The organism is Sphingomonas sp. LC-1, from assembly GCF_025371035.1.
Taxonomy (GTDB): Bacteria; Pseudomonadota; Alphaproteobacteria; order Sphingomonadales; family Sphingomonadaceae; genus Sphingomonas; species Sphingomonas sanguinis_E.
Map to the genome: position 1 here is coordinate 170,066 of NZ_JANZXB010000003.1, position 17,458 is coordinate 187,523.

General features: G+C 66.6%; 15 protein-coding genes. 8 read left to right on the top strand and 7 right to left on the bottom strand.

Annotation, left to right across the window (positions count from 1 at the left end; genetic code table 11):
* Entirely contained in the window at positions 1 to 846 is an 846-nt protein-coding gene (locus NZL82_RS05690; RefSeq protein WP_261268809.1) for a sulfurtransferase, read from the bottom strand.
* 183 nt (positions 847 to 1,029) lie between these two features.
* Positions 1,030 to 2,562, bottom strand: a complete 1,533-nt coding sequence (locus tag NZL82_RS05695; protein WP_261268810.1) for a cryptochrome/photolyase family protein — start codon at positions 2,560 to 2,562, stop codon at positions 1,030 to 1,032.
* A gap of 21 nt (positions 2,563 to 2,583) precedes the next feature.
* Here NZL82_RS05695 and queF point away from each other — a divergent pair, with 21 nt between their 5' ends.
* The 4 genes from queF (at position 2,584) to NZL82_RS05715 (ending at position 7,179) form a co-directional block, all read left to right on the top strand.
* Positions 2,584 to 3,024 carry a preQ(1) synthase gene (queF, locus tag NZL82_RS05700; RefSeq protein ID WP_261268811.1) on the top strand — a complete coding sequence of 147 codons (441 nt, stop codon included), beginning with the start codon at positions 2,584 to 2,586 and terminating at the stop codon, positions 3,022 to 3,024.
* A gap of 77 nt (positions 3,025 to 3,101) precedes the next feature.
* The gene (locus NZL82_RS05705; RefSeq protein WP_261268812.1) at positions 3,102 to 3,359 is read left to right on the top strand and encodes a DUF333 domain-containing protein; all 258 of its coding nucleotides are present in this window, start codon (positions 3,102 to 3,104) and stop codon (positions 3,357 to 3,359) included.
* A 203-nt stretch (positions 3,360 to 3,562) separates the two neighbouring features.
* Positions 3,563 to 5,833: a glycosyltransferase family 4 protein gene (locus tag NZL82_RS05710; RefSeq protein ID WP_261268813.1), complete on the top strand. Its 2,271-nt coding sequence runs from the start codon at positions 3,563 to 3,565 to the stop codon at positions 5,831 to 5,833.
* A 62-nt stretch (positions 5,834 to 5,895) separates the two neighbouring features.
* Entirely contained in the window at positions 5,896 to 7,179 is a 1,284-nt protein-coding gene (locus NZL82_RS05715) for a glycoside hydrolase family 130 protein (RefSeq protein WP_261268814.1), read from the top strand.
* Positions 7,180 to 7,364: 185 nt separating this feature from the next.
* Here NZL82_RS05715 and NZL82_RS05720 read toward each other — a convergent pair whose 3' ends face one another.
* The 5 genes from NZL82_RS05720 to hflK form a co-directional block, all read right to left on the bottom strand.
* Positions 7,365 to 9,341, bottom strand: a complete 1,977-nt coding sequence (locus NZL82_RS05720) for an OPT family oligopeptide transporter (protein ID WP_261268815.1) — start codon at positions 9,339 to 9,341, stop codon at positions 7,365 to 7,367.
* Between the two features lie 375 nt (positions 9,342 to 9,716).
* Positions 9,717 to 11,324, bottom strand: coding sequence for a DUF853 domain-containing protein (locus NZL82_RS05725; RefSeq protein WP_261268816.1), 1,608 nt, complete (start codon positions 11,322 to 11,324; stop codon positions 9,717 to 9,719).
* Between the two features lie 140 nt (positions 11,325 to 11,464).
* A complete protein-coding gene (locus NZL82_RS05730) occupies positions 11,465 to 12,994 on the bottom strand; it encodes a Do family serine endopeptidase (protein ID WP_261268817.1) in 1,530 nt (509 codons plus the stop codon).
* A 107-nt stretch (positions 12,995 to 13,101) separates the two neighbouring features.
* Positions 13,102 to 13,968: a protease modulator HflC gene (gene hflC / locus NZL82_RS05735; protein WP_261268818.1), complete on the bottom strand. Its 867-nt coding sequence runs from the start codon at positions 13,966 to 13,968 to the stop codon at positions 13,102 to 13,104.
* Positions 13,965 to 15,095, bottom strand: coding sequence for a protease modulator HflK (hflK, locus tag NZL82_RS05740; RefSeq protein ID WP_261268819.1), 1,131 nt, complete (start codon positions 15,093 to 15,095; stop codon positions 13,965 to 13,967). Before hflK ends, hflC begins: the two co-directional genes overlap by 4 nt.
* Positions 15,096 to 15,166: 71 nt before the next feature.
* Here hflK and NZL82_RS05745 point away from each other — a divergent pair, with 71 nt between their 5' ends.
* The 4 genes from NZL82_RS05745 to NZL82_RS05760 all read left to right on the top strand — a co-directional run bounded on the left by NZL82_RS05745 (position 15,167) and on the right by NZL82_RS05760 (position 17,446).
* A complete protein-coding gene (locus NZL82_RS05745) occupies positions 15,167 to 16,117 on the top strand; it encodes an Mrp/NBP35 family ATP-binding protein (protein WP_261268820.1) in 951 nt (316 codons plus the stop codon).
* A gap of 94 nt (positions 16,118 to 16,211) precedes the next feature.
* Positions 16,212 to 16,646: a CoA-binding protein gene (locus tag NZL82_RS05750; protein ID WP_261268821.1), complete on the top strand. Its 435-nt coding sequence runs from the start codon at positions 16,212 to 16,214 to the stop codon at positions 16,644 to 16,646.
* A gap of 25 nt (positions 16,647 to 16,671) precedes the next feature.
* Positions 16,672 to 16,941 carry a hypothetical protein gene (locus NZL82_RS05755; RefSeq protein ID WP_261268822.1) on the top strand — a complete coding sequence of 90 codons (270 nt, stop codon included), beginning with the start codon at positions 16,672 to 16,674 and terminating at the stop codon, positions 16,939 to 16,941.
* Between the two features lie 115 nt (positions 16,942 to 17,056).
* Positions 17,057 to 17,446, top strand: coding sequence for a hypothetical protein (locus tag NZL82_RS05760; protein ID WP_261268823.1), 390 nt, complete (start codon positions 17,057 to 17,059; stop codon positions 17,444 to 17,446).
* Positions 17,447 to 17,458: the final 12 nt, after the last annotated feature.

The window sequence follows — 17,458 nt, forward strand, 5'->3', positions numbered from 1 at the left end:
TCACGCGTCTTTCGCTTTGGGGGTGCTGGGGTCGGAGCCCCATTCGGTCCAGCTGCCGTCATAGACTGGCATCATCCCGCCGATCCGCTCGGCGCCGAAGGCGAGGACGCAGGCGGTGATGCCGGAGCCGCAGGTGGCGACCATCGGCCTGGTCGGATCGACCCCGACGGCGGCGAATTCGGCCGCGATGGCGTCAGGCGACTTCCACCGGCCATCCGCCTCGAACAGGCGCGAATAGGGCAGGTTCAGCGCGGTCGGAATATGGCCCGGCTCGACACCGGGGCGGGGTTCGGGTTCGGCACCGGCGAAGCGGCCGGGCGAGCGGGCATCGACGATCTGGGCGTCCCCGGCATCGACATGGGCATGGACTTCGCGGAGCGTGCGCAGCCGGGCCAGATCGGCATGGGCGACGAACAGGCCGGGCGTATCGACCGCGCTTGCCGGGCCCGTCATGACCGGATGCCCCGCGGCGGTCCAAGCCTCCAGCCCGCCATCGAGCAGGGCGACCGACTTCGCGCCGAACAGCGTCAGCATCCACCAGGCCCGCGCCGCGCTGTGCAGCGGGGAGCGGTCGTAGAGGACGATCCGGTCGGCATGGCCGACGCCCGCCTCGCTCATCGCATGGGCGAAATGCTCGGCCATGGGCAGGGTCATCGGCAGGTCGCTGTCGGGATCGGCCAGCCCCCCCAGCGCCAGGAAGCGCGCGCCGGGAATATGCCCGTCCTCGAACCCGCGCCGTGCCTTCGCGTCGCCGGGATCGTCGAGGAAATGGGTGACGTCGAGGATGCGCACATCCGCTTCGCCCGCCATCGAGGCGAGGTCTTCCGGGGTGATGAGTGGCGGCATCCTGGGCTCCTCGGTCGGTGGGTCCGTACCTAGGCGCGTTGGGGGCGGGGTCGCAAGCGCGAGCGCGCATCCCTACCGGCTGGCGGGGGGGCGTGGCCTTCGACTTCGCTCAGGCTGAACGGAGGTTGTGGAATACTTTCTCCCTCGCTCGTTCAGCCTGAGCGAAGTCGATGGCAAAGGGAATCACCCCAACCCCTCCAGAAATCCCGCCGCCTGCGCCCGGATCGCCTTACGGTCTTCCTCCGCCATCCGGTTCCAGTTGCGATAGGGCATTGCCATGCGTGGATTTTCGCCGAAACGCTCCTCGTGCCGCGCCAGGAAATCCCAATAGAGCGCGTTGAACGGGCAGGCGTCCTCACCCACCCGCTGCTTCACGTCATAGCGGCACGCCCCGCAATAATCCGACATGCGGTTGATATAGGCCCCCGACGAGACATAGGGCTTGGAGGCGATGATGCCGCCATCGGCGAATTGGCTCATGCCCACGACATTGGGCAGCTCGACCCATTCATAGGCATCGATATAGATTTCCAGATACCAGCGATGCACCTCCGCCGGGTCCGCGCCGATCAGGATGGCGAAATTGCCCGTCACCATCAGCCGCTGGATGTGATGGGCATGGGCGGTGTCGAGCGTCTGGCCCAGCGCCTCGGCCATGCAGTGCATGTCGGTCTCGCCCGTCCAGTAGAAGCCGGGCAGCGGCCGGGTCGCGCGCAGGGCGTTGCGGTTCACATAGTCCGGCCCGACATGCCAGTAGAGCCCGCGCACATATTCGCGCCAGCCGATGATCTGGCGGATATAGCCCTCGACCGAATTGAGGCTGACACGGCCGTCCTCATATTCCCCTTCCGCCATCCGGCAGAGCTCGAGCGGGTCGAGCAGCCCAGAATTGATATAGGGCGACAGCACCGAGTGCCAGAGCTGGTGCTGTCCGGTCAGCATCGCATCCTGATAGTCGCCGAATTTGGGCAGGCCGTTCGCCATGAACGCCTCGGCCTGCTTCTGCGCGTCCTCCGCCGTGGTCGCATAGGCGAAGCCGTCGAGCGAGCCGGGATGGTTGCCGAACCGTGCGGCGACCATCTCCAGCACCTCGCGGGTGATCCGGTCGGGGGCGAAGCGCAGGGGTTCGGGTGGAACGTCCTTTTTGGGCGCGGGCTTGCGATTATCGGCGTCGTAATTCCATTTTCCGCCCTCGGGCTTGTCGCCCTTCATCAGCAGCCCGGTCTTGCGCCGCATCAGCCGGTAGAAATACTCCATGCGGAGTTCCTTGCGGTCCTCCGCCCATTGTTCGAATTCGGCCTGGGTCGCGATGAAGCGGGTGTCGGGGCGGATGTCGACGGGAATGCCGAAGATCGTTTCCCACGCCTCCAGCATGGCGGCGACGCGCCATTCTCCCGCCTGGGTGACGACGATCCGCTCGGGGCTGTGGCGTTCGACCGCGCGCGCGACCTCGCCGGTGAAGCTGCCCGCATTGTCGGCGTCGTCCAGCCGGACGTAATCGACCGTCCAGCCCGCCTCTCGCAACGCCTCGGCATGGTGGCGCATGGCGGACAGGATATAGGCGATCTTGGCCTTGTGATGGCGGACATAGCCCGTCTCATCCGCCACCTCCATCATCAGCAGGACCGAGCGTTTCGGGTCCGCGCCGTCCAAGGCCGAAAGATCCATCGACAATTGGTCGCCGAGAATGGGGATCAGCGTTGGCGATTTGGGCATGGCTATCCTACATGGCCTTTCATGAAGCATCTCGGCCAGACCAGCACGCTGCCCGCTTCCCCGGAAGAGGCAGTGCTCGATTATGTTCCCAACCCCCGACCGGGGCGTACCTATCTGATCCGGTTCGCCGCGCCGGAGTTCACTTCGCTCTGCCCGGTGACGGGGCAGCCGGACTTCGCGCATCTCGTCATCGACTATGTGCCCGGCGAGTCAATCGTCGAGTCCAAGTCGCTGAAATTGTTCCTGGGCAGCTTTCGCAACCATGCCGGTTTCCACGAGGATTGCACCGTCGGCATCGGCGAGCGCCTGTTCGAGGAGATGAAGCCGGTCTGGCTGCGCATCGGCGGATATTGGTATCCGCGCGGCGGTATCCCGATCGACGTGTTCTGGCAGTCGTCGGCCCCGCCCGCCGATCTCTGGCTGCCCGACCAGGGCGTCGCGGGCTATCGCGGCCGGGGCTGACGGCCCTCGGCCGGGCCGGTCAGCGGTCGTTCAGCGTGTCATGATAAACGGGTCGCCTCATAGATAGAGGACCCGTCGTGAAGACCACGTTGACGATCGCCGCCCTTGCCCCTGTCTGCCTCGTGCTTGCGGCACCGGCCACGGCACAGGCCATATCCAATCCTGCTTCGGTCTTCTGCGGCAAAATGGGTGGGCGTTCGGTTATCGCGACCCTGCCGGACAAGGCGCAGGTCGGTCTGTGCTATCTGTCTGGCAAGAAGATCGTTGAGGAATGGACGCTGTACCGGATGTTCGACGGCAAGAAGCCATCGCCCCGGCACAATCCCTTTCGATAGGATATTCCGCCTCGCAATAGGGTCCTGAGCGACCCTTTTCGTCGGCAGACCGGGCCTTTGCAGCGCCCGGTCGCCAGACACGGTTGCGGTGCAGCAAATATGTAATACGGTCTGCAACCTTCCTGCCAAATGCGGGTTAACCTTGAAACGATGTGTCCGGTGGGAAACCCGCCCCGACATGTCGTGCTTCAAGGACTGGCAATATGGCGGATGCGAACGGAACCGTGATCGAACGACTGGCGCTGATCGGAAACTTCCTGCCCCGGCAATGCGGGCTCGCGACATTCACCACCGACGTCTATTCGGCCCTTCGCGATCGCTATCCCAATCTGGCGGTCGACGTCTATGCGATGGACGATCATCCCGGCCGTTACGCCTATCCCCCGGCGGTGACGGCCGCCATTCCGCAGAATGAGCGCTCGGCCTATATCGACATGGCCCGCCGGATCGAGGCGAGCGGCGCGCAGGCCATCTGGGTCCAGCACGAATATGGCATTTATGGCGGCGCGGCGGGCGAGCACCTGCTCGCGCTGCTCGACCGCACCACGCTGCCGGTGATCGCCACGCTCCACACGGTGCTCGAAAAGCCCTCGGCCGACGAGCGACGGGTGATGGAGGGGCTGCTCCGCCGTTGCGCCAAGATCATCGTCATGGCCGACAAGGGCTGCGACATCCTCAAGCGGGTCTATGGCGCCGATCCGCGCCAGATCGCGATGATCCCGCACGGCGTGCCCGATCGCGAACTCATGTCGCCCGACGCGCTGAAACCGCGTTTCGGCTGGGAAGGCCGCAAGGTCGTGCTGACCTTTGGCCTGCTCGCGCCGAACAAGGGGATCGAGACGATCATCGAGGCTCTCCCGGCGGTGGCGGAGAACCATCCCGAACTCCTCTACGTCGTACTGGGTGCGACGCATCCCAATCTGATCGCGCATGAGGGCGAGGCGTATCGCGACCGGCTGAAGGCGCTGGCGGCGACTTTGGGCGTGTCGGACAATGTCGAATTCATCGACGCCTTTGTCGAGCATGACGAGCTGCTCGATTACCTCCAGGCGGCGGACATCTACGCCACTCCCTATACCAACCCCGCCCAGATCACGAGCGGGACGCTGTCCTACGCCGTGGGCGTGGGCAAGGCGGTGATCTCCACGCCTTATGTCCATGCGACCGAGATTCTGGCGGACGAGCATGGCGTGCTGGTACCCTTTGGCGATGTCCAGGCCTTTGCGCGCGACATCGACCGGCTGCTGACCGACGAGCGCGCCCGCGATCATATCTCCCGCCGTGCCTATGCTCGTGGCCGTACCATGATCTGGCCGCGTCTGGCCGAAGGGGCGATCAAGCAGATCGGCACCGCGATCACCACCCGCCCTCGCCGGATCGCGACGGGGCAGCATAGCGCGATCAAGCCGCTATCGCCCGACCTCTCCGCCGTCGAGCGGATGAGCGATTCGACCGGCATGTTGCAGCACGCCATCTATTCGGTGCCCGATCGCCGCCATGGCTATTGCATCGACGACAATGCCCGCGCGCTGATCTTCATGACGCAGGCGCCGGACATCGACCCCGTCACGCGCGACAAGTGGACGACCATCTACGCCTCGTTCCTGCAATATGCCTGGAACCCGGAAGCGCGCCGTTATCGCAACTTCATGCGCTTCGACCGGAGCTGGTGCGAGGATGTGGGGTCGGAAGACTCCAATGGCCGCACCCTCTGGGCGCTGGGCATCACCGCGCGCGATGCGCAACTCGCCAAGCATCGCGACTGGGCGCAGATGTGGTTCGATGCCACCGCCTCGCTGGCGCTGGATCTGGGATCGCTGCGGGCCCAGGCCTTTGCGATGCTGGGCGCCGCCGCGATGCTGGAGGCCCGGCCGGGACATCAGCTTGCCCGCTCGATCCTGGAAAAGATGCCCGACCTGCATCTCGCCCTGCTGGAAGAGGCACGGCGGCCCGAATGGCAGTGGTTCGAGATCGTGCTCGCCTATGACAATGCCCGCGTGCCGCAGGCGCTGATCGAGGCGGGACGTGCGCTGGGGCGGCAGGACCTGATCGATTGCGGCATTTCGACGCTCGAATGGATCGTCGCCAAGCAGACCTCGCCTGAAGGCCGCTTCCGCGCGGTCGGCAGCGAGAGCTTCGGTCGCCCCTATGCCGAACCGTTGCAGTTCGACCAGCAGCCGCTGGAGGCGCAGGCGACGGTCGAGGCCTGTCATTCGGCCTATGCCGCCACGCGCGATCCGCGCTGGATTGCCGAAGCCGAGCGGGCCTATGGCTGGTTCCTGGGGGCCAACGACCTCGACCTGCCGCTGGCGACCGCGCATGACGGCGGTTGTTTCGACGGGTTGATGCCGACCGGGCTCAACCGCAACCAGGGCGCCGAATCGATCCTTGCGCTGCAACTGGCGAATTGCGCCATTGCTAGCCTTTGCCATTCCGCCACAACCATGGCAGGAGCCGATCGTCACATCGCCTGAAACGCCTTGCGCAAAGGGGATGGGACAAGCGTTTTTGGTTAAAGTGGCGAGACGGTAGCGCGATGGATTTGTTCAACCACCGGCTGCGGCTTCATGCCGATCCTTCCCGCGTCGTCGTGCGGCCGTTCCATATTGCCTGGGGCGGCGGCAACGGGGCACCGCCCAGCCGGACCGAGCGGCTGGTCGGCGAAGTGCTGGCGATGACGCCGCAGGAAGCGCGCGACCAGCTGGAGACCGTGCTGAAGGATTTCGAGGCGCGGCACTGGCAGACGCGGCGCGTCTTCATGACCCGTTACGACCAGATCGAGGATCTACTGAAGCTCGACGGGTCGAAGATCGGGGACGAGAAGCGCCAGCTGATCGGCGCCTATTTCTGCCACGAATACAGCTACGCCGCCGCGGCGCTGATGAACCCGTCGGCGGTGCCGCATTTCGACCAGACCGGCATCCAGCCAGGGTCGCAGCGCATCCTGATGTCGATGCGCGCGGTGGGCGAGGGGCATATCTCATCGGTCGCCTTTCGCGAAGGCATCATCAACGACCAGAACCAGCTTCGCCTCGCGCCCGAGCCGCCTTTCGCGACGGCGACCGACGTGCACGGCTGGGGCGAAGAGGATGCGCCTAGCGGCCCGATCACCGTGCATCGCCACCGCGACTCGACGCTGTCGGGCACGGTCATCTTCCCGATCACCCAGGCCCAGTCCAAGGGGCTGGAGGATATGCGGATCGTCCAGTTCACGCATGACGATGGCGCGGTGGAATGGATCGGCACCTATACCGCCTATGACGGCTCGGGCATCCAGTCCGAACTGATGCGCACCCGCGATTTCCGCGCGTTCGATCTGGTGCCGATGACCGGCTCGGCGGCGCGGAACAAGGGCATGGCGCTGTTCCCGCGCAAGGTGGCGGGCCAATATATGATGATGGGGCGGCAGGACGGCGAGAATCTGTTCCTGCTCAAGTCCGACTCGCTGACCCATTGGGACGAGGGCGAGAAGATCCTGACCCCGGTCTATCCGTGGGAGCTGGTGCAGATCGGCAATTGCGGCCCGCCCATCGAGGTGGACGAGGGCTGGTTGCTGTTGACCCACGGCGTCGGCGCGATGCGCAAATATTCGATCGGCGCCGCGCTGCTCGACAAGGACGATCCGTCCAAGGTGCTGGGCCGGACGAAACTGCCGATCCTCGCCGCCAAGGATCAGGATCGCGAGGGCTATGTGCCCAATGTGGTCTATTCCTGCGGCGCGATCCGGCACGGCGATTCGCTGTTCCTGCCCTACGGCATCGCGGACAGCTCGATCGGCTTCGCCTTCGTGAAGATCAGCGAATTGCTGGCGGCAATGTAACGATCCGACGGCCGCCCTCTATTCCTTCCCTGTAGGGGGGAGGGGAGGCCGTGCGAACATGGTAGAGGGGTGTGACCTCGGGGAAGCGAGGCCCGCCCCTTTCACCGAGACACCCCCTCGGTCAGCGCTGCGCCCTGCCACCTCCCCTTACGGGGAAGGAATGGTGTTCGCTCTTGTGATAGGCGTCAGCGTGCCGCTGGCGGCAAGCCTATGACCTGGCGGCGCGTATTGCGATACAGCGCCGCCACGATTCCCAGGAACGCCAGCGTCCCCCCGATCAGCGCGGGGGTCGCGAACCCGTCACCGACAAGGGCCAGCGGCGCGTCCGAGTTGGTCAGGTAGACGATCCCCGCAAAGCCGACGCCCCACAGGCTTTCGCCCACGATCATCCCCGTGGCGGCCAGCACGCCCAGCCGCTCGGCCGCTTCGGGATTGCCGCTCCGCCGTGCCCAGCGGTCATAGACATGGCCGATTAGCGCCCCCAGCACGACCGGCAGCGTCGCGGTCATCGGCAGGTAGATGCCCAGCCCGACGCCCAGCGGAGGCAGGCGAATCCAGCCGAGCTTGCCCAGCACCTCGTCGACCAGGATCACGCCGACGCCCACAACCGCGCCGATGCCGATCATCGTCCAGTTGAGATCACCGCCCAGCACGCCCTTGGCCAATGCCGAGATCAGCGCGGCCTGAGGGGCGGACAGGGCGTTCGGCCCCGCGCCCGGCGTACCGGCAAAGCCCAGCGTCGCATTGAGCAGGTCGAGGACGGGGGGAATGACCAGGCTGCCGAAGACGACGCCGATGACCAGCGCCACCTGCTGTTTCCACGGCGTCGCGCCGACCAGTTCGCCGGTCTTCAGATCCTGAAGATTGTCGTTGGAGATGGTCGCGACGCCGAACACGACGCCGGTGACGATCAGCGCATAGGCGACCAGCGCCTGCGTGGTTTCGGGCGGCGTGCCGCGCCCGAACAGTCCTACCAGCAACAATGCGGCAGCCAGGACCGAGAGGATGCCGATCCCCGACACCGGGCTGTTCGACGCGCCGATCAGGCCCGCCATGTATCCGCACACCGCCGCGATCACGAGGCCGATCAGCAGGATGAACAGCAAGGCCCCGCCGATCAGCGCGACGCCCGATGCGGCCAGCGGCCCGCCCGCGATCACCGACCAGAGCAGCCCGGCGATCGGCACCAGCGTCGCCAGCGCGACGGCGGCGACGATTCCGATCGGCAGGTCGCGCTCGCCCACCGCCAGCACCGCGCCGTCGCGCTTGGCCGAGGCGGCGGCGAGCGAGGAGCGGATGCCGCCGATCACCGGCCCGATGATCTTGAGGAGCGTCCAGATCGCCGCGACCCCGATCACGCCCGCGCCCAGGAAGCGCACGTCGCGGCTGAACACGCCGCTCGCCCATTCGGCGACCGGCCCGGTGGAGGGGGCCATGGCGGTCAGGATGGGCAGCGCCACCCACCAACCGATCGCAATGCCCGCCAGCATCGCGCAGCCGACCGACAGGCCGACCAGATGCCCGACCCCGACCAGCGCAAAGGACAGGCCGCCCGCGATCCCGGTCGCGCCCGCCCCGGTGCGGAAGAAGATGGCCGCTTCGGCGGCCGCCAGCTTGGTCTGGGTCAGGATCGCGAACCCAGCGGAGGCGAGGGCGTTGGTGACGATCAGGCGCAAGCCGATGGCGCTTTCCGCCTCGCCCTCGCGGCTGCCCGCACCGACCCTCAGCACCTCGGCGGCGGCGCGTCCTTCGGGGTAGGGCAGGTCGGTATCGACCACCAGCGCGCGGCGGAGCGGCACCGAGAACATCACGCCCAATATGCCCCCCGTCGCAGTGATTCCGGCGGTCAGGAGATAGGGAAAGCCCTGCCACCATCCGATCATGACCAGGCCCGGCAGCACGAAGATGATCGCCGCCAGCGTCCCCGCCGCCGAGGCGACCGTCTGGACGATGTTGTTTTCGAGCATCGAACTGTTCGGCAGATAGCGCAGGATCGCCATCGAGATGACCGCTGCCGGGATCGAGGTGGCGAAGGTCAGCCCGACCTTCAGCCCCAGATAGACATTAGCGGCGGTGAACAGCAGGGTGATGATCCCGCCCAGCGCGATACCGCGAAGGGTGAGTTCGGCAACGGGGCGGGCGACGGTGGGCGTGCGGCTCATGCGCGCAGATGTGGCAGAGTGCGGCGCGCTCGCCTAGCATTTCATGTCGGGTCGAGGGGAAGGGGGTGCGCTTCGACTTCGCTTAGCGGGAGCGGGGCGGGGGCCAATTACCCAACCCCCGTTCAGCCTGAGCGAAGTCGAAGGCCAAGGGAATCCGGCTGTCTCAAGCGCTCGCCCCGGCGGAGGCCGGGGTTCAGGTGCCGCCAAATCCGGCGAGCGCAAGGAGGCAAAGGCCTCGCGCCTTCGACAGCGCATCGCAGCTGGACCCCGGCCTTCGCCGGGGTGGCGGCGAACTTTGCGGTGGGTGGTTTCCCTCGGCCTTCGGCATCGTCGAGGCCGAACGGGGGTCGGGGTTAGGCGGTGGCGTGGACGGGACTACCCCCGGAACAGATTCCCCAGCACGCCGCGCACCACCGCACCGACAATCCCCCCACCGCTGTTCGAGCGCCGGCGCGAGCCGCTGCCGAACACCTGCTTGCCGATCTCATTGGCCACCTGTCGCCCGATCGACGAACTGGCCGAGCGCGCCGCGCTGGTCGCCATCTTGGCCCAAGGGGAGTTGGCCGCCTCGCGTTGCTCGGCGATGCGCGCGCGTTCGGCTTCCTTGGCGGCTTTCGCGTCCGCCTTGGCGGCCTGTGCGGCCTGTTTGTCCGCTTCGGTCTGCGCCCGGGCCGCCGCCGCCGCAGCAGCAGCTTCCTGTGTCTTGGCCGCAAGCAGTTCTTCCGCCGATTCGCGGTCGATCGCCTGATCGTATTTCGCGCCGACCGCGTCGGTCTCGATCAGCAGCTTGCGCTCCTCCGGGGTCGCGGGGCCGACCCGGTTGCGCGGCGGGGCGATCATCGTCCGCTCGACCGGAGAGGGGGAGCCATCGGGCTGGAGCAGCGAAACCAGCGCTTCGCCCACCTTCAACTCGGTGATCGCGCTCGCCACGTCGACGCCCGGATTGGCGCGGAACGTCTCGGCGGCGGAGCGGACCGCGGCCTGGTCGCGCGGGGTGAAGGCGCGCAGCGCATGCTGCACCCGGTTGCCCAACTGGCCTGCGATCTTGTCGGGCACGTCGATCGGGTTCTGGGTGATGAAATAGACGCCGACGCCCTTGGACCGGATCAACCGCACCACCCGCTCGATCGTGTCGACCAGGGCGGGCGCGGCATCGTCGAACAGCAGATGCGCCTCGTCGAAGAAGAAGACGAGCTTGGGTTTGTCGGGATCGCCGATCTCGGGCAGCTGCTCGAACAGTTCGGACAGCAGCCAGAGGAGGAAGGTGGCGTAAAGCTTGGGGCTCGCCATCAACTGGTCGGCGGCCAGGATGTTGACGACGCCGCGCCCCGAATCGTCGGTGACGATCAGGTCGGTGAGTTCCAGCGCAGGTTCGCCGAAGAAATGTTCGCCCCCCTGCGTGCGCAATTGCAGCAGCGCGCGCTGGATCGCGCCGACCGACTGTTTCGACACATTGCCATAGGTGGTGGTCAATTCCTCGGCCCGCGCGGCGCATTCGGCCAGCATCGCCTGGAGATCGTCCAGGTCGAGGAGCAGCAGCCCCTCCTTGTCCGCGAGATGGAAGGCGATGGTCAACACGCCCTCCTGCGTCTCGTTCAGCCCCATCATCCGCGCGAGCAGCAGCGGGCCCATTTCCGATACGGTGGCGCGGACGGGGTGCCCCTGACGCCCGAACAAATCCCAGAACTGCACCGGGGCCGCGTCATAGGCCCAATCGGTCATGCCCAGCTCGGCGGCGCGCGCAGCGAAGGCGGCATGGGTCTTGCCCAGCGCCGATCCGGCCAGCCCCAGGCCCGACAGGTCACCCTTCACATCGGCGACGAAGCTGGGAACCCCGGCGCGCGAGAAGCCCTCGACCATGGTCTGCAACGTCACCGTCTTGCCGGTGCCGGTCGCGCCCGCGATCAGCCCGTGCCGGTTCGCGCGCTTGAGGTCGATCGCCTGCGGCTTGCCGCCGCCCATGCCGATGAAGATGCCGTCCATGCCCACATCTTACCGCGATGGATGCGAACAGGAATAGAAAAAGGCCGCTGCATAGCGAGGATGCAACGGCCCTTTTCATGATCGGCTTTCGCCGTCCTCGCCCCTCCCTTTCCTGCCGGGAAAGGGAAGAACAAGGGGATTTACTTGATGCGCAGCGGGATCAGCGCACCCGCAATGCGGGCACGGGTGATCTGGGCCAGCACCTGCGGACGGCCCGCCGCCTTGGCCTCGGCGACGATCCGCTGGATGTCGGCGGCGGTGCGGACGGCGGTGCCGTTGATCGCGGTGACGACATCGCCTCGCTTCAGCTTCGACGCGGCATCGCTCGACGGATCGACCGCCGCGATGACGACGCCCTGGGTCGAGGGATCGACGTTGATCGCCCGAGCGATGGCCGGGGTCAGCGGCTGGACCGACAGGCCCAGCCCGCCGCCCGCCGTAGGCGCCACCTGTGCATCATCGTCATTGTCGGGGAACGCGTCCGAGCCATCGCCCAGGGTCGAGCGGAGTTCCTCGTTCGACGGGCGGGTCGCGGCGGTTGCGGTCAGCGACACCGGCTTGCCGGCACGCAGCACCTCCAACTGGACACGGCCGCCCGGCGGGACGTTGGCGATCAGATAGGACAGGGTCTGCTCGGGCGTCACCGCCTGGCCGTTGACCTTGGTCACCACGTCGAACGCCTTCAGACCGGCCTTGGCGGCGGGACCGTTCGGCTCGACCTTGGCGATGATCTCGCCCTGGCCCTTGGGCACGCCCAGCGATGCGGCGACATCGTCATTGACCGGCCCGCCGATCTGGACGCCCAGATAGCCGCGCTCGATCTTCTGACCCTTCATCAGCCGGTCGATGATCGGCTTGGCATCCTCCGCCGGAATGGCGAAGCCGATGCCGATATTGCCGCCCGACTGCGAATAGATCTGGCTGTTGATGCCGATGACGTTGCCATTCATGTCGAACATCGGGCCACCGGAATTGCCCTGGTTGATCGCGGCGTCGGTCTGGATGAAGCGGTCGTTCGCGCCGCCCTGGCCGGTGACGCGGTGCACCGCCGAGACGATGCCGGCGGTGACGGTGCTCGACAGACCGAAGGGCTGGCCGATCGCCAGCACCCAGTCGCCGGGCCGCGCGCGCGACGAATCGCCGAAGCGGACGAAGGGCAGGTTCTGGCCGTCGATCTTCAGGACGGCGAGGTCCGACGTCTCGTCGCGGCCGACGACCTTGGCGGTATATTCCTTGCGGTCGTTGAGGGTGACGGTGATCGAATCGACCGATGCACCCTGCGCGCCCGGCGCGATCACATGGTTGTTGGTGACGATGTAACCATCGGGCGAGATCAGGAAGCCCGAGCCCAACGAAGCGCCTTCACGCTTTTGCGGCTGCGGTCCGGCCTGGCCGCCGAACTGGCCGAAAAACCCTTCGAACGGCGTGCCGGCGAACGGGTTCGCCTGCTGCTTGACGGTGATCGACTGCTTGGTGGAGATGTTGACGACGGCGGGTTGCAGCTTGGCGACCATGTCGGCGAAGCTCATCGGCGCACCGGCGCGCGGTGCGACGGCCTGGATCGCACCCGGTTCGTTCTGCGCGACCTGCGCGGTCCCGGGCTGAAGGGCCAGGGTCGCGGTCGCGCCACCGAGGAGAAGCGCACTGGTAATGGCGTAGGCGTAGCGCACTGGGCTAGGGTCCTCTCAAAGAAGAAAATTCAGTTTGACCGTGGCCTATATGTCACGATTTTGCTGAACATCGCTTGAATATGAACGGGCCGAAAGGTGGAAATCACTTACCGGCCCGGCGCGGTGAATTCCTTCAGATAGCTGTTCTCAGGCGAGAGAATGATCTGGGTGTTCCCATGTTCCTGCGTGCTGCCGTCCGCGCCGAAGGTGTGGCGATAGGACTGCATGGCGCGATAGAAATCATAGAAACCCGGATCCTTGCCGAATGCCTGGGCATAGATCTGCGCGGCCTGCGCATCGGCATCGGCACGGACGATCTGCGCCTGCTTTTGTCCCTGTGCGGCGATGGTGATCGCCTCCTGCTGGCGGGCGGTCTGCATCCGGCTGAGCGCGCTTTCCAGCGGGGTGCCGGGCGGCAGTTCGGCTTCCTTGATGCGGACATCGACGATCTGCACGCCGTACTGGCGCGCGATGCGGTCGAGCCGGACCTGGATCGCGTCCATCACCTGCCCGCGCTCGGGGCTGAGCAGTTCGGACGAGCGCCGCTTGCCCAGTTCGTTGCGCAGCGCCGAGCCGAAGGTCGGGCGAAGCTGGTTGATGACCCCGTCCTCGCTGCCCGCCGTCGCCAGCATCCGGCGCGGGTCGATCACGCGGAAACGGGCAAAGGCATCGACATTCATGCGAAGCTGGTCGGTCGACAGCACCTGAGTCTTTTCCAAGTCGAGGTCGAGTACCCGCTTGTCGACCCACACGATGCGATCGACGAACGGGATCCGCGCGATCAACCCGGCGCCGCTATGGCCCAGTTCCTCGTTCGGACGATAGCCGTTGACGATTCGCCGGGGCTGTTCGAAGCGATAGACGACCGCCTGCTTCGTCTCGGGCACGATGGCGAAGGTCGCCGCCGCCAGGATCACCGCGACCAGCAGGGCGACGCCCAGCACGATCGGATTGCGAAGGGTCAGGCCGTTCACTGGCCGCCTCCCTGTGCCGGGGTGGCGGATGTCGCGATGTCAGGCGGCGGCGGGGCGGTGGGGCGCGCCTTGGACAGCGGCAGATAGGGCACGACGCTTGGTGTCTCGACGATGGTCTTGTCCGACTTGGCCAGCACGGCCTCCATGGTCTCGTAATACATGCGGCGGCGGGTCACTTCGGGGGCAAGGCGATATTGTTCGTACATCTTGTCGAACTGCGCCGCCTCACCCTGGGCGCGCGCGATCACCTGCTGCGCATAAGAGCGCGCCTGGTTCACATCGGCGACCGCGCGCTGCTGCGCCGCCGTCACCTTGTTGAAGTCATCGACGATCTGTTGCGGCGGGGCGGCCTGCTTGATCGCGACGCCCTGGATACGGACGCCCGAGCGATATTCGTTGAGGATAGACTGGGTCAGTTCCTGCACGCGCTGCTCGATGGTGGTGCGCCCCGAACCCAGCGCCTGGTCCAGCGTGGTCTGCGCGATCACCGCGCGCATCGCGCTTTCGGCGGCGGCGCGGACGGTTTCCTGCGGCTGGGCAAGGCGGAAGGCGTAGTCGCGCGGATTGGCGATGTCCCAGCGTACCGAATAGGTCAGGTCGATGATGTTCTGATCGCCGGTCAGTACCAGATTCGCCGCCGATCCCTCGGGGAAATTCTCGGTACGGATTTTCTGCACGTCCAGCACCCGGACGCTGGCGAAGGGAGCCGGGGCGGTCAGCTGGATGCCGGGCTCCAGCGTGCCGGTATAGCGGCCGAAATAGGTGACGACGCCGCGCTGCTGCGGGCCGATCGGGTGGATCGAGGTATAAAGCACCCAGATGCCCACCAAGATCGCCGCGCCGATCGCCCAAAGGGTGCGTCCGCCGGGCGCGCCGGGGATGCCGCCGAAGCCGCCCCCCGTTCCGCCGGGCCCTTCACCCGGACCGCCACCACCCGAACCGCGCGCCTTGCGGATGAATTCATCCAGCGCGGTGGGCTTGGCCGAGGCCTTGCGGCCGCCCGGGGGGACAGCCCAGGGGTTGCGGGGGCCGCCATCGGAGTCCTCGCCGGACCCGCCCCAGGGGCCCTTCGGCGTTTCGGCGGCTAGAATGGGGGGGCGTTGAAACCGGCCCGTCAGCTTTCTCATGTTCATCGTTATAGGAACGGTTCGCCGACAAAAACAGTGCCAAGCCGCGTATCGCATCCTATCTGCGCCTGATGAGTATCATCGAGACGGTAAGGGCGGCGGTCGCCGCAGTTGCGGGCAAGCGCGCGAATGTGCGGATGGAGGGCGCGCGGGCGGGCGTCGTGCTCGACACGACGGGGCTCGACGGGGCGGGGCGGCAGGCGCTGGAGGACGAGGTGAAGGCCGCCGCGATCCAGTCGGGCGCGGAGGATGTGCGCGTCGTCCTGACCGCCGAGAAGCGGGAGCGTCGGATCATCGCCGTCGCCAGCGGCAAGGGCGGGGTCGGCAAGTCCACCTTGGCGGCCAATCTCGCCATCGCCCTGGCGCGCCGGGGCATGAAGACCGGGCTGGTCGATGCGGATATCTATGGCCCCTCCCAGCCCCGGTTGATGGCGGCGGAGGGGGTGAAGCCGGTGGCGCAGGACGGCAAGCTGCAACCGGTGCCGACGCCTTACGGCGTGTCCCTCCTCTCGATGGGGCAATTGGTCGAGCCGGACAAGGCGATCGCCTGGCGCGGGCCGATGGCGGCGGGGGCGCTGAGCCAGTTGGTCGATGGCGACTGGGGCGCGACCGAACTGCTGGTGCTCGACTTGCCGCCGGGCACGGGCGACGTGCAGCTGACCATGGTGCAGAAGCACCGCCCGGCGGGGGCGGTGATCGTCTCGACCCCGCAGGATCTGGCCCTGATCGATGCGCGGCGCGCCATCGATCTGTTCACCAAGGCGGGGGTGCCGATCATCGGCTTGGTCGAGAATATGGCGGGCTATTGCTGCCCCCATTGCGGCGGCATTTCCGATCCGTTCGGATCGGGCGGGGCGGAAGCGGCGGCGAAGGAACTGGGCATCCCGTTCCTGGGCCGGGTGCCGCTGACCATCGCGATTCGCACCGCCTCGGACGCGGGGCAGCCCCCGGCGGCGGGGGAAGGGGATAGTGTCTTCGCACCGCTGGCCGAAGCGGTGGCGGATTGGCTGTCCCGGGCATGAAACCGGCGCGTCTTCGGGGCGTTGGAAGCGGCTAGACCGTCTGTATCCCGTATGTGCGAAATGCCGGGTGGGCGGTCCGCAAAGGGGACCATCCATGCCGCTGACCGATGACGACGATATTCGCATCCTGTTGCAGGACGCGCGCACTATTGCGCTGGTCGGCGCGTCCGATCGGCCAGACCGTCCGTCCTATGGCGTGATGAAGCGGATGCAGGATCATGGCTATCGCGTGATCCCGGTCAATCCACAGATCACCGGCGAGCATGTCCATGGCGAGTTCGTCTTTCGCGAGCTCGGCCAGTTGGGCGATCCGATCGACATCGTCGACATCTTCCGCCGCTCCGATGCGGTCGGCCCCATCGTGGACGAGGCGATCGCGATCGGGGCGAAGGCGATCTGGATGCAGTTGGGCGTCGTCAACGAGGAGGCCGCCGCGCGCGCCGAGGCCGCCGGGCTGAAGGTGGTGATGAATCGCTGTCCCGCGATCGAGATTCCCCGGCTGGGCGTGGAGCCGGTCGGCCACAACTGAACGAAGAGAACAGGGGAGAATTGCGATGGTGCCGGTGCCGATCCTGCTGATATTGGCCGCGCCGCAGGCGCATGGCGGCCATGCGATGCCATTGCCGCGCCTGACGCCCAACTGTGCGTCCGGAGGCTGCGCCGGAACAGTGCGCCCTTCGCCCTATCGCCTTTCGCAGGATCATAGCGTTCCGATCGATTCGAAGGCGCGGGCCTTCGCCAATGACGGCACCTATTGCGCGGTGGTCGGCGACAAATATTGCCTCAGCAAGCCACGGACTCTGTTCCGCACGCAAATCGATTGACGCCCTAAAAATGACACAGGCGTAATGACATTATCGGCTTCGCATGGCGGACGGGATAGGACGCCATGTGTCCGTGACCTCATGGTCCGGGCGAACGCGATGCCGGGAGGGTGTCATGGTGGCGATGATATGGGCCATGTTGGTGATGGCGGTGCCGGGTCAGGACACAGTGCCCGCGCCGTCTCCATCGGTCGACGCGATCATCGCGAAGACGAGCGAGATGACCGGTATCCGGCGGCGCTGCGTGTATGATCCCAATGCAACCGACATCACCGTATGCGGTCGCCGCAATGCCGATCGGTTCCGCATGCCCTTCGAGATACCGCCGGAGCCGGGCGATCCCCGCCACGAGGGCGTGATGGAGGAGCGGACCCGCCTGCTTGCGCGCAGCACCCCGTTGAAGGACTTGTCGCCCTTCCAGGTGGGGGGTGGTCTTGCGGGGGTGACGATGGACACCAATCCGCGCGGCGGCCATGGGCCGACGCTGCGCAAGCCCGCGCCATGACGTCGAGGAGAG

Excerpts from the sequence above, each read along its gene's own strand:
- NZL82_RS05720 (WP_261268815.1), bottom strand. The coding sequence starts at position 9,341 with ATGAGCCGCACGCCCACCGTCGCCCGCCCCGTTGCCGAACTCACCCTT.
- NZL82_RS05755 (WP_261268822.1), top strand. The coding sequence starts at position 16,672 with ATGGTGCCGGTGCCGATCCTGCTGATATTGGCCGCGCCGCAGGCGCAT.
- NZL82_RS05710 (WP_261268813.1), top strand. The coding sequence starts at position 3,563 with ATGGCGGATGCGAACGGAACCGTGATCGAACGACTGGCGCTGATCGGA.
- queF (WP_261268811.1), top strand. The coding sequence starts at position 2,584 with ATGAAGCATCTCGGCCAGACCAGCACGCTGCCCGCTTCCCCGGAAGAG.
- NZL82_RS05760 (WP_261268823.1), top strand. The coding sequence starts at position 17,057 with ATGGTGGCGATGATATGGGCCATGTTGGTGATGGCGGTGCCGGGTCAG.
- NZL82_RS05750 (WP_261268821.1), top strand. The coding sequence starts at position 16,212 with ATGCCGCTGACCGATGACGACGATATTCGCATCCTGTTGCAGGACGCG.
- NZL82_RS05745 (WP_261268820.1), top strand. The coding sequence starts at position 15,167 with ATGAGTATCATCGAGACGGTAAGGGCGGCGGTCGCCGCAGTTGCGGGC.
- NZL82_RS05725 (WP_261268816.1), bottom strand. The coding sequence starts at position 11,324 with ATGGACGGCATCTTCATCGGCATGGGCGGCGGCAAGCCGCAGGCGATC.
- NZL82_RS05690 (WP_261268809.1), bottom strand. The coding sequence starts at position 846 with ATGCCGCCACTCATCACCCCGGAAGACCTCGCCTCGATGGCGGGCGAA.
- NZL82_RS05715 (WP_261268814.1), top strand. The coding sequence starts at position 5,896 with ATGGATTTGTTCAACCACCGGCTGCGGCTTCATGCCGATCCTTCCCGC.
- NZL82_RS05695 (WP_261268810.1), bottom strand. The coding sequence starts at position 2,562 with ATGCCCAAATCGCCAACGCTGATCCCCATTCTCGGCGACCAATTGTCG.
- hflK (WP_261268819.1), bottom strand. The coding sequence starts at position 15,095 with ATGAGAAAGCTGACGGGCCGGTTTCAACGCCCCCCCATTCTAGCCGCC.